Here is an 11,887-nt window from a genome sequence, read left to right as displayed (position 1 = left end):
ATTAAAGCTGTGGACCTGCTGAAGCAAAGTCGAACTCTCTGCCCTTGTCATCATAACGCTTGAAGTTCTCAATGAACATAGCTGCAAGCTTTGCCAGACTTGCATCATATTCCGCTTTGTCTTCCCATGTATTTCTTGGGTTCAGGACATTGTTGTCCTTTACACCTTCAAGAACTTTCGGTATTTGAAGATCAAAAGTCGGAAGCGTTTCAAACTCAGCATCGTTGATAGAACCGTTAAGAATACCGTCTATACATGCTCTGGTATCTTTAATACTCATACGCTTACCGATACCGTAAGGCCCGCCTGTCCATCCTGTATTGACCAGATAGACGTTTACATTGTGTTCATCGATCTTTTTACCAAGCAGCTCAGCATATACGGTTGGATGCAATGGCAGAAAAGCTTCACCGAAACAGGCAGAGAAGGTTGCAACAGGCTCGGTAATCCCCCGCTCAGTACCTGCAACCTTGGCAGTATAGCCACTGAGGAAGTAGTACATCGCCTGTTCTTTTGTCAGCTTGCTTACCGGAGGCAAGACACCGAATGCATCGGCTGTAAGGAAAATAATATTTTTGGGATGCCCAGCCTGAAGGTCCGGCTTGTGGTTCTTGATATGTTCGATCGGGTAGGAGACACGTGTATTTTCCGTTTTGGAACCGTCTGCATAGTCTACATTTCCCGTCTCATCCGCAACGACATTCTCCAAAAGTGCATCTTTTGTAATAGCACCATAGATCTCAGGCTCTGATCGTGGATCAAGGTTGATCACTTTCGCATAACATCCGCCTTCAAAGTTAAAGACTCCGTTGTCGTCCCATCCATGTTCATCATCACCTATAAGTGCACGGTTCGGATCTGTCGAGAGTGTTGTTTTTCCCGTTCCGGAAAGTCCGAAAAAGAGACATACATCTCCCTCTTTCCCGACATTCGCAGAACAGTGCATAGGGAGTTTTCCCTCAAGCGGCAGCCAATAGTTCATCATGGAGAAGATACCCTTCTTCATTTCACCGCCGTACCATGTACCACCTATAATGGAGACATTGTCCTCAATATTGAATACAACAAAGACATCCGAGTTGAGTCCATGCTCTTTATACTTTTCATCAACAGTTTTACAGGCATTATAAACCGTAAAATCAGGTTCAAAGTTTTCCAATTCCTCTTCTGTCGGACGTATGAACATATTTTTTACAAAGTGTGCCTGCCATGCTACTTCTGTGACAAATCTGATCGAACGCTTACTTGCTTCACTTGCACCGGCAAAAACATCCATTACATAGATGTTTTTCCCTGAAAGCTGTGTCAGTGTCAGGTCAAGCAGCTCCTCATAGATCTCTTTTTTGATCGGTCTGTTAACATCACCCCATGCAATATGCTGATTGGAAGGCGGCTGATCTACAAAGTATTTGTCTTTGGGACTTCTTCCGGTAAAAATACCGGTATCACACATTGCTGTGCCTGATGTAGAGATCTTACACTCTCCCCTGTTGATTTCATGCGCTTGCAACTCATCATAGCTCAGATTGTAATAGACCTCTTTTATGTCTTTCAACCCGAGCTTGTCAAGTCCGTTGGGCGTTCTGGTACTCATAGTATCCTCTTTATTTTTCTGTAGTTTCAATATGCTAAAGCATAAGTCAAAAAAATCATGTTTTTCTGACCTATTCTTTAAAGCGAATGATAGAGTAAGAAGCCTTACTCTATCTTGAAATTATTTAAAAATCGACAATAATACACCTGCTGCAACTGCCGAACCGATAACCCCGGCCACATTTGGGCCCATTGCATGCATGAGAAGAATGTTACCCGGTTTTGCCTCGGAACCTACTTTGCTTGCAACCCTTGCCGCCATCGGTACCGCAGAAACACCTGCAGCACCTATCAGCGGGTTGATAGGCTCTTTGGAGAACTTGTTCATGATTTTTGCCATGATCACACCGGCTGCCGTACCTGCTGCAAAAGCAAGAAGACCGATAACCATGATCCCCAGTGTTTCAGCTACAAGGAACTTGTCTGCCTGAAGCGTCATCCCTACACCGAAACCAAGGAAAATGGTAACAATGTTGATAAGAGAATTCTGCATTTCATTGGAAAGTCTGTCAACTACACCTGACTCTTTGGCAAAGTTACCGAAAGCAAAGGCACCCATAAGCGGTGCTGCATCCGGAAGGATCAGAGCGATCATCATAATAACCACCAACGGGAAAATCAGCTTCTCAAGCTTATTGACCTTTCTGCTTGTCGTCATCACGATCTTACGCTCTTCTTCTGTAGTCAGTGCCTTCATGATCGGAGGCTGAATGACCGGTACCAGTGCCATATAGGAGTAAGCCGCAACTGCAATAGCACCCAAAAGCTCCGGTGCAAGCGCAGAAGCAATAAAGATCGATGTCGGGCCGTCAGCACCGCCGATAATAGAGATCGCTGCCGACTGCTTAAGAGTAAAGTCTACCATGCCTGTATACTGTGAAAGCGCAGCTGCACCTACCAGTGAACCGAAAATTCCGAACTGTGCCGCACCGCCCAGCAAGGCAGTTTTGGGATTGGCAAGAAGCGGACCGAAGTCTGTCATTGCTCCGACACCCATAAAGATCAGCAGAGGGAAAAATTCATTGGCAATACCCATATTGTAGATGATCCCGAGCATTCCGTGAGGGCCGGTCATGTTTGCAATAGGAATATTTGCCAGCAATCCGCCAAAAGCAATAGGCAGAAGCAGTAATGGTTCAAATCCTTTTGCAATCGCAAGATAGAAAAGAATAAATACGACCAGGAACATGATCACACGTCCCCAGCTCTGTGCGAACGTTGACATTTCAACACCCTGACCGTTTTTCAGCCCCTCTTTGGGATTGATGATCGCATCCAATCCTGTAGTATGGAAAAAACTGACGATCAGCTGTGTGACGCTCTTTGGTTCATATGTTTGCGCTTCATGAGCTTTTCGCTCTTCCTGTGTTGTCTTGGCCGCCGCACTATTTTCATGTTCACTCGCTGTCGCTGCATTTGTCAAAAAGGCAAATGCAAAAAGAACGGAGAGTAAAAGATGTTTGAGCTTCATGCTTACTCCATTGTTGCGAGAAGTTGTCCGTCAGCGACCGCATCGTTAACGTTCACATTGATCGACTTAACCGTACCTGCCTGAGGTGCAGCAATATCTATCTCCATTTTCATTGCTTCAAGGATCATGATCACATCACCCTCTGCCACAGCATCACCCGGATTTTTAAGGATCTTCCATACATTACCAGGAGTCTGAGAGTGGATCTCTACACTTCCTGCTCCACCTGCTGCAGGAGTCGCTGCCGGTGCTGCTGCGGGAGCTGCCGCCGGTGCTGCTGCAGGAGTGATCTGAACATCACCGCTTCCCTCTGCTACCTGAACACTGTACTGTTTACCATCTACTACTACTGTATAATTTCCTGCCATATTTCCTTCTCCACTATTATTTTCTTTACCTTTTCTTATCATGAGAGGGCCTTCACCCTTCAAGAACGCAATACCTTTCTGATCACATGCTGCTGCAATGAAGATATTCTCTTCTGTTGCCTCCAGACCCTCTTCTTCAAGTACTTTGGTCCAGTGTGCAATAGACTTTGTTTCATCTCTGTCTGCAATATCAAGAGGGTTCTCGGTTGTCGGATCAAGTTTAAGTTTCTGACTTGCCAGTTCAACGATCTCACGGTCAGGTTCTACAGGTGTTTTGCCGAAGTAGCCGAGTACCATACGGCCATAACCCGGAGCTATCTGTTTCCATGGGCCGAACATCACATTCGCATATGCCTGCTGCCAGTAGAATTGACTGACTGGTGTAACTGATGTTCCGTAACCGCCTCGTTCAACAACCTCTTTCATCGCCTTGATCACTTCATCGAACTTCTCAAGATCACCATTATCTCTCATCATCTGTGTATTCGCAGTAAGTGCCCCTCCAGGCATTGGAGAGAATGGGATAAGAGGTGAAACCTGTGTCGCTTCAGGCGGTATCATATACTCAGAAAGGCACTCTTTGAGTCTCTCTTCATACTTGAGTATTTTATCAAGCTTCAGGTCTCCAAGATTATAGTTCGTTCCCTTTGTTGCATGTAACATGGTAAGAATATCAGGCTGTGAAGTTCCTCCACTTACCGGTGATGCAGCCATATCGATACCGTTTGCCCCTGCTTCCAGTGCTGCCAGATATGATGCTACGGAAACACCTGCTGTCTCATGGGTATGGAGTCTGAGATGTACACTGTCGCCAAGAAGCTTTCTGGCCATAGCGATCGTCTCATAGACTTTATGCGGGTTTGCCGTTCCGGATGCATCTTTAAAACAGACAGAATCAAATGTAATACCGCTGTCAAGAATATTTCTGAGTGTCTTCTCATAGAAAGAGACATCGTGTGCCCCCTTGCATCCCGGAGGAAGATCCATAATGGTTACAACGACTTCATGGTTCATACCGTGCTTTTTGATCATCTCTCCCGAATACATCAGATTGTTTACATCATTGAGTGCATCAAAGTTTCTTACCGTTGTTGTTCCGTGCTTTGCAAACATTTTTGCAAAAAGTTCGATCATTTCACGGCTTCCCGTGTCAAGCATTACTGTATTGATACCACGGGAAAGTACCTGAAGGTTCGCATCAGGTCCGACGATCTCTCTGAAACCGTCCATCATTTCAAAGGCATTCTCCTGAAGATAGAAGAAAAGTGACTGGAAGCGTGCGCCGCCTCCAAACTCGAAATGGGTAATACCCGCCTGTTTCGCTGCTTCCACAGCAGGGAAAAAGTCATCCATCAGAACACGGCCGCCAAAGACAGACTGAAACCCGTCCCTGAAGGTCGTATCCATTACATCAATATATTTTTTAGCCATTTAGATACCTTGTTTACGATTTATTTTTACGAAATTCTGCGATAGCAGCCACAATGGCAGCAACATGGTGTGCTTCCTGCGTTGTATCGGCTTGAGGAGAAGAAGTTGGCACTTCAGGTGCTTTCTCAGGAAAATATTTATTGATGATCTTTGCCTGCAACTTCATTATCTGAACAAGCAGAACAAGGAAGACAAATACAATAAGCATTCCCAAAAGCATGAATTTAAGACTCTCGCCTACTAAACTATATTCCATATGGACACCTTATTATTTAGTTTACAAATTTTAAAACAGTTTTGCTTGTGAGCAGTTAAAAACAGCCAATTATCTTCTCTTTTTCCGGCGATTGTTATTTCGGGTAACTTTTTGTTCGCTTTCAAAGCTTTCAAGCATCTCATCGACTCTCTTCTGATCAAATCCTATCTGACTTCCGGTAGTCTGTTCTTCCTGATCCAGCAATACAGAAACAAGTTTCTCCAACATCAGCATTTTGTCCATATCACCCATATAGTCGATAACTTTCTGTGCATCCTTATGGACAGGCAGTGCACGGATCTGATCGGCAAGATATTCAAGATTTGCTGCATCAAGCCCTTCTCCTCCCCGGATCGTAGCAAGACGCATCTGGGCACCTACCTCTTTCTGAATACGCTGTAGCTCTCGGAACTCTTCTGTCGTCACCAGTGTGATCGCCTGGCCGCTCTTTCCTGCACGCCCTGTACGCCCTATACGGTGTACATAACTCTGTGGATCGAAAGGTATGTGGTAGTTAAAGACATGGGTGACATCTTTGACATCGATACCGCGTGCAGCAACGTCAGTTGCGACCATCACCTTTGTTTCACCTCTTCTGTAGGCTTTGATGATCACTTCACGATCCTGCTGTTCAAGATCACCGTGCAGTCCGGCTGTATTGAAGCCAAGTGCCTGGAGATGTTCGGTCAGCCTGTCTACTTCCCGCTTCATACGACAGAAAATGATACACTTGTTGGTATCTTCCGTTTCAAGCAGCTTCACGATCGCTTCATCCCGCTGGTTCTCATTGATCACATAGTAACGCTGATCGATCACATTATTGGTCGTATCCTCTTCACCGATTACTGAAATGAATTCAGGATTGTAGAGAATGTGGTTGGCCAGCTCTTTGATCGGCTCCGGCATTGTTGCAGAAAAGAGCAGTGTCTGACGGTTTTGAGGAATATACTCGAAGATCTCTTTTATCTCTTCAAGGAAGCCCATATCCAGCATTTCATCAGCTTCATCCAGTACAACGATCTCCGGATTGAAGACATCGATCTTCCCTTTCCTGTAAAGGTCCTTCAGTCTTCCCGGAGTTGCAACTACGATCTGTACTCCTTTGTGGATCAGGGCAATCTGCCGTCCATACCCGACACCACCGTAAACTGTCAACGTACGAATCCCTGCAAAACGGCCCAAATGATACAGCTCATCAGAAACCTGGGTAGCAAGTTCACGTGTCGGTGTAATAACCAAAGCACGCTCGATCTCGCCGCGTGCAAGTTTATCCATCATCGGCAGTCCGAATGCTGCTGTCTTCCCTGTACCTGTATGCGCCTGTCCTACAAGATCCTTTCCCTCTTCTATGATCGGGATTGCCATTTTTTGTATAGGGCTTGGCTCTTTAAACCCTGCGATCTTCACCCCTTTTGCAATATCACGGTGAAAATTAAATTCACTAAATTTCATTGTCTTCCTTTGAAGAGGCATACATACCTCTCCTGCATAGTTTTGTCCAAAATAATATTTTGAACTTGAGGGAACTTCCTGCAGGAAGTTCCATTAAATCCAAACCCTCTTTTGAACGGCGGTATAAGCCGCCGGTTACAATACCATCAACAGGATTATCCCGAATACGATCCGGTATATACCAAATGCCACAAAGGTAAAACGCTGCAAAAATGCCAAAAAGAGTTTTATCGTCACATAAGCTACAGCAAAAGCAACCGCAAATCCTGCAAGAAAAGCGGTCCAGTTTGCATCGGCAAAATCCTGATAATGCTTAAGCAGATCATAGCCGCTGACCGCTGCCATTACAGGGATCGCCAACAGAAAACTGAACTCTGCCGAAGCTTTTCTGTCCAGCCCGGCCAGCAATCCGCCTATAATTGTTGCTCCTGCTCTGCTTGTACCGGGGATAAGAGAGAATATCTGCGCAACACCTATCCAGAGTGCCTGCATATAGGTTGTTTTCTCTACATCCTGGATATGAGTCTCCTTCTCTTTGTAGAAATACTCCACAATAAGAAATATAATACCTCCTATGATGAACATCCATGCTACTGTCTGAACATTGAAAAGGGTTTTTATCTGATCTTTAAAAATAAAACCGACAATGGCAAGAGGGAAAAAAGCAAGCAGAAGCTTCATCCAGAGGTCGATCTTTTTAAATGTGATCTTCTCTCTGTAAATAAGCATGACCGCTATAATCGCCGCAAACTGGATAATAACCTCATACGCTTTTGTCAGATCGGTTTCAGCTACTCCGAGAAACTTTGCCGCTACAATCATATGCCCTGTTGAGGAGATGGGCAGAAACTCCGTAAAACCTTCGATAATCCCGATGATTACCGCTTGAAATATATCCATTAAATCAATTCCTTTGGAATTGAAGCGTACAATGTTCAGTCTTCAGCACGTAGACCATAGCTACACACTGAACGCTGTGAACGCTCCTTAATTATATCATCGAACTAAAATAGCTCTCATCTTTGGCAAGGAGTTCCTGTGGTGTCCCGCTGTCTACCAGCCGCCCCTCTCCTAGCACATAGATAAGCTCTGCACTTTTGATAGTACTGAGCCTATGTGCGATAGTAATGACCGTCTTGGTCTGAAGAAAATCATGCAGTGCTTCAAAGAGTTTCGCTTCGGTATGCACGTCAAGTGCCGATGTTGACTCATCGAAAATCACTACTTTGGGGTCACTCAGGACCATTCTGGCAATGGCAACTCTCTGACGCTGACCGCCGCTAAGCTTAATGCCATCTTTCCCAACCAGGGTTTCAAGCCCTTTGTCCAATCTCGCTATGACATCATCCAACTGCGCAATATGAAGTGCTTTTTGAATCGCTTCCATAGTGTAGCTGTTGCCTAAGGTAAGATTGAACAGCATTGTATCATTAAAGAGTTTAGGGTGTTGCAAGATAAGATAAATATTTTCACGAATTGTCGAAAGTTGTAACCTGCGGTTTGATACACCGCCATAGAAGATCTCTCCCTCTTTAAGAGGATAGAAACCTACAAGAATGTTTGCCAATGTCGTCTTTCCGCTTCCACTGGCACCGACAATTGCCACTTTTGATCCGGCTCCGATATGCATATTGATATTTTCTAATATATAATTATCTTCCCGGTAGCCGAATGTAAGACCACGAACATCAATATCAATCACCTCTTCCGCTGCAAAAGGATTCACCTCCTCTTTCACCAGAGGTTCCTTCTCCATCTCAAAGAGCATGTTGATCCGTTTACAGGCAGCTTTTGCTGTGGCAAGGACATACTGGAAGTTGATAATATCCTGCGTAGGTGAGACCATGACCCAAAGGTAGGAGAATATCGCAAGCATGAGCCCTACACTCAGATCACTGTAGGCAACAGCCAGGATACTCACTGCTCTGAAAACCTCATAGCCTGCCAAAAAAACAAGATACGAAAGCTTCATCGCAGCATCGCTTTTATAGCCGTAGTTCGTTGAATGTTCTTTGAGTTCTGCCGCTTTTTCTTCACTCTGTTTAAAAAAATAGGCTTCTTTATTAGCTGCCCGTATCTGATGAAAAAGCTCCAGGGTTTCATTCAGGCTTGACTGAAAGAGTTCAACAGCCTTGTTCTCTTCTTTTTTAAGTTTGCCAATGTTACGTGAAAGCTTCACTGTAAAAAGTACCACAATGGGGTTGGTAAGCAATATGAAAAGGGCAAGCTGCCAATGTATCCACAGCAGTACCACTGACGAGAAAACAAGAATAAGTGCTGAGACAATGAGTTTGGAGATAGTTGTACTTACGAAACCGTCTATGGTCTCTACATCCGTTACCAGCTTGGAAGTGACCGCTCCTACCCGCATCATTTCATACTCTTTGAGTGAAACATGCCTGAGATGCCACAAGAGGGATTGACGCATTTTATATGTGATATTTTTTGATATAGAGACAAATATTTTTGTCTGCAGAATTGAGAGCGCAGTGCTCAGAAGCCGAAGAAACAGAATAAATGCCAATACACCCAATACATACCCTTTGGTATCACTCTGCCAGATATGTTCTGATATCCAGGAGATAAAATGGTGGTCTTTCCCCAACAGCAGTTCATCAACAATAATAGGGATAAAAAGAGGGATGATCACTACCAGAAGTGTAGCGGAGATGGCGACAATATTACCTAGTATGAGTTCTTTTCTATATTGTAGCAGCTCCTTGAGAATGCTGCGTACGGTACACTGCTCTTTCATTCTGATCCGTCTGTTTTTGGGAATTATACCAAGATACTGTTTATAGAGGATTAGAGATACCCTCTTTTGCCGCTCACCTAAACAGAGGTGATTGATGAGGATGCTGTTTGGCTTTTCTCATTGCAGACTTCTTCTCTCTTCTTCTTTTCTGCTTCTTCCTCAGCATTTGCCAACTCTCTTTTCAGTTGTTTCTTTTCTTCTTTCCTCTTGCTCTCTTTTGGCATAGAGACTCCTTTTTTAGTGATAAGAGATTTAGAGAAATACTTTACATTTTTCTTCTTGATATACAGCTTCCCATGTATAACGTGAAAAAAGATAAAAGCCTTATTTTCACTGCCTGAAAAACTTAACACAAAATTAACACCCCACTGTTACAATAGCCACTTATTCTTTAGGAGGAAATAGAACCAATGAACAAACAGACAATAACACTATCCGTTGTGGTTCTCTGTGCAACAGCACTTTTTGCAGAAGAAACAACACTGGCACCTATTACGGTACAGTCATCCACTATTGTCGACATAGCAGAGGATATGAAAACAGAGCCTTCGACCGTCAATACCATCAATGAAGAGGAGATCACCAAGATCAATCCAAAGAACATCAACAATCTGCTCCAAACCATTCCCGGTATTACAGCAGATGTACGTAACAGCGCGGTCGAGATACATATCCGCGGTATCTCACAGCAGGAGTTTATGTGGGAAGATACCGGTGTAGCCATCGTCATCGATGGTGTTCCGGTACTCCAAAACGGCGGAAAGATCAAGTTCAACATTGATGAAATAGAGTCGATCAAAGTGATCAAAGGCGGAGCCAGCTACCTCTACGGAAACAATGCTTTAGCCGGTGCTGTAATCATCACAACCAAAAAAGCGAAGAACAAGACCAGTGGCTGGATCAGTGTCGAGGGAGGAAGTTACGGATATAAGAATGCCGAAACCAACCTGAAGTATGCTACGGACAAATATGCAGCCAGCCTCAACCTCAACTTCCTGGATGATGACAGCTACTGGGATCAAGAGGGAGAGAACTGGAATAAGTCTGTCAACGGAAAGCTTCAGTATTATATCGACGAAACAAGCGATGTCACGCTTGGGATCAACTATACAGACAGATTTGAAGCTGGTGGAGGAAGTGTAACAGGTGTTACCAACGCCGAACTCTACCCCAAAGGTATCGAAGGAGACTGGTCCTACATCCGTGACTACTACTCTACTCTCCAAAAGTATTTTTTACGTTATGAGAAAGAGTTCTCAAACGGCGGGCAGTTCATGGCTAATGCCTATTACTACAAAGATGAGTATGACTACAAAAGTTCCCCACAGGATATAGACGGCGATACTATTGATGATTTCTATCTCAATGACAACAATGACAATATCGAACAGTATGGTGTCAAGACAGAATACCGTGCCTCTCTTGAGAACCTAGCTTATATGGTCGGTCTGGATACGGGTCAACGCATCTTTGACAAATACAGAGTTCAGCTTGAAGATACATATAGAGGAAAACAGGGTGACTATACTGACAGTACGAATACAGAAGATCGTCTGGCAGTTTACGGAGAAGGAAAATATGCGATCACTTCTGCATGGACAGCAATCGCAAACCTGCGTATAGACTATGACAAATATAACTACACGTCACTCTCCTACAGTGCTGCGGACGGTGTTATTACAGCAGATAACGATACTTCCTTTACAAACTGCAGCTATCGTCTGGGAACTACCTATGACTTTATGACCCGCCATACACTTTTTGCCAATGTCTCTACAGGTTTCAGAAATCCGACTGTTTCCCAAATATATGCAGGTGACTTTGACCCTCAGGATTACGTCAATAATCCAAATCTTGATCCGGAAACAACTATCAACTACGAGATCGGGTTGAGAGGAACCCTGCTTGAGTCCATCTATTATGAAGCAAGCCTCTTCCTGACCGATACGAAAGATATCATTGCCAAAAACGGAGGAACCTACTACAGCAGCAATGCAGATATTATGTTTGACAATGTAGGTGATGCACGAAACAGAGGAGTGGAACTCAGCCTGAAAAGTGACAGAAGAAAAGCACTCTCCTTCAGCCTGGCTTACACCTATCTTGATGCCTACTATACATCGCATACTCCTTTTACAGTCTCATTAGGTAATCCTTACGTAAGAAGTGTAGACCCTGCAGCAGATGATGTGACCTATGACATCAACGGAAACCAGCTTCCAAGAGTACCACACCATAAACTGGATCTCTTCGTTCACTATAAGATACGCTCCAACCTGGAGCTAAGTGCGGAATTCTATGCCCAGTCCGAATACTATGCCGATGAGACCAACCTTGTTACGATGCCTGGTTACGGAAAGATGAACCTGTTTGCAAACTATTCGCCGACAGAGAACCTTGAGATCTTTGCAAAAATGGAAAATGTGTTCGACAAACAGTACTACCGTACCGTTTACCTCTTTAGCGATAGTAATTATGACGGTGTACTCGATGCGGAAGATGCATCTATTACCGTCGATCCGGGACGTCTCTTCTATCTTGGTTTGAGATACAGGTTCTAA

The 11,887-nt window shown here is 44.2% G+C and carries 9 protein-coding genes; 1 reads left to right on the top strand and 8 read right to left on the bottom strand.

Annotated features, from left to right (window positions below; all coding sequences use genetic code 11):
* Position 1: 1 nt before the first annotated feature.
* The 8 genes from pckA to IMZ28_RS04485 all read right to left on the bottom strand — a co-directional run bounded on the left by pckA (position 2) and on the right by IMZ28_RS04485 (position 9,550).
* Positions 2-1,594, bottom strand: coding sequence for a phosphoenolpyruvate carboxykinase (ATP) (gene pckA, locus IMZ28_RS04520; protein WP_197549558.1), 1,593 nt, complete (start codon positions 1,592-1,594; stop codon positions 2-4).
* A 120-nt stretch (positions 1,595-1,714) separates the two neighbouring features.
* Positions 1,715-3,064 carry a sodium ion-translocating decarboxylase subunit beta gene (locus IMZ28_RS04515; RefSeq protein ID WP_232087513.1) on the bottom strand — a complete coding sequence of 450 codons (1,350 nt, stop codon included), beginning with the start codon at positions 3,062-3,064 and terminating at the stop codon, positions 1,715-1,717.
* A 2-nt stretch (positions 3,065-3,066) separates the two neighbouring features.
* Positions 3,067-4,863 (bottom strand): biotin/lipoyl-containing protein, encoded by a 1,797-nt coding sequence (locus IMZ28_RS04510; RefSeq protein ID WP_197549557.1) that lies wholly within the window; start codon positions 4,861-4,863, stop codon positions 3,067-3,069.
* 13 nt (positions 4,864-4,876) lie between these two features.
* Positions 4,877-5,119 (bottom strand): OadG family protein, encoded by a 243-nt coding sequence (locus IMZ28_RS04505; protein ID WP_197549556.1) that lies wholly within the window; start codon positions 5,117-5,119, stop codon positions 4,877-4,879.
* 69 nt (positions 5,120-5,188) lie between these two features.
* Positions 5,189-6,571, bottom strand: a complete 1,383-nt coding sequence (locus IMZ28_RS04500; RefSeq protein WP_197549555.1) for a DEAD/DEAH box helicase — start codon at positions 6,569-6,571, stop codon at positions 5,189-5,191.
* A 135-nt stretch (positions 6,572-6,706) separates the two neighbouring features.
* Positions 6,707-7,471 (bottom strand): undecaprenyl-diphosphate phosphatase, encoded by a 765-nt coding sequence (locus IMZ28_RS04495; protein ID WP_197549554.1) that lies wholly within the window; start codon positions 7,469-7,471, stop codon positions 6,707-6,709.
* A 91-nt stretch (positions 7,472-7,562) separates the two neighbouring features.
* Positions 7,563-9,326: an ABC transporter ATP-binding protein gene (locus IMZ28_RS04490; protein WP_197549553.1), complete on the bottom strand. Its 1,764-nt coding sequence runs from the start codon at positions 9,324-9,326 to the stop codon at positions 7,563-7,565.
* 77 nt (positions 9,327-9,403) lie between these two features.
* Positions 9,404-9,550 (bottom strand): hypothetical protein, encoded by a 147-nt coding sequence (locus IMZ28_RS04485; RefSeq protein ID WP_197549552.1) that lies wholly within the window; start codon positions 9,548-9,550, stop codon positions 9,404-9,406.
* Between the two features lie 186 nt (positions 9,551-9,736).
* Between IMZ28_RS04485 and IMZ28_RS04480 the strand changes: the two genes are divergently transcribed.
* Positions 9,737-11,887, top strand: coding sequence for a TonB-dependent receptor (locus IMZ28_RS04480; RefSeq protein WP_197549551.1), 2,151 nt, complete (start codon positions 9,737-9,739; stop codon positions 11,885-11,887).

The sequence above is a fragment of the Sulfurovum indicum genome, assembly GCF_014931715.1.
Classification (GTDB): domain Bacteria; phylum Campylobacterota; class Campylobacteria; order Campylobacterales; family Sulfurovaceae; genus Sulfurovum; species Sulfurovum indicum.
Note: the sequence above shows the minus strand (reverse complement) of the source record. Positions and strands in the feature narration are given on the sequence as shown.

What these genes read in the sequence shown, in the direction of transcription:
- IMZ28_RS04505 (WP_197549556.1), bottom strand. Translation starts at nt 5,119, where the DNA reads ATGGAATATAGTTTAGTAGGCGAGAGTCTTAAATTCATGCTTTTGGGA.
- IMZ28_RS04485 (WP_197549552.1), bottom strand. Translation starts at nt 9,550, where the DNA reads ATGCCAAAAGAGAGCAAGAGGAAAGAAGAAAAGAAACAACTGAAAAGA.
- IMZ28_RS04480 (WP_197549551.1), top strand. Translation starts at nt 9,737, where the DNA reads ATGAACAAACAGACAATAACACTATCCGTTGTGGTTCTCTGTGCAACA.
- IMZ28_RS04510 (WP_197549557.1), bottom strand. Translation starts at nt 4,863, where the DNA reads ATGGCTAAAAAATATATTGATGTAATGGATACGACCTTCAGGGACGGG.
- IMZ28_RS04500 (WP_197549555.1), bottom strand. Translation starts at nt 6,571, where the DNA reads ATGAAATTTAGTGAATTTAATTTTCACCGTGATATTGCAAAAGGGGTG.
- pckA (WP_197549558.1), bottom strand. Translation starts at nt 1,594, where the DNA reads ATGAGTACCAGAACGCCCAACGGACTTGACAAGCTCGGGTTGAAAGAC.
- IMZ28_RS04490 (WP_197549553.1), bottom strand. Translation starts at nt 9,326, where the DNA reads ATGAAAGAGCAGTGTACCGTACGCAGCATTCTCAAGGAGCTGCTACAA.
- IMZ28_RS04495 (WP_197549554.1), bottom strand. Translation starts at nt 7,471, where the DNA reads ATGGATATATTTCAAGCGGTAATCATCGGGATTATCGAAGGTTTTACG.
- IMZ28_RS04515 (WP_232087513.1), bottom strand. Translation starts at nt 3,064, where the DNA reads ATGAAGCTCAAACATCTTTTACTCTCCGTTCTTTTTGCATTTGCCTTT.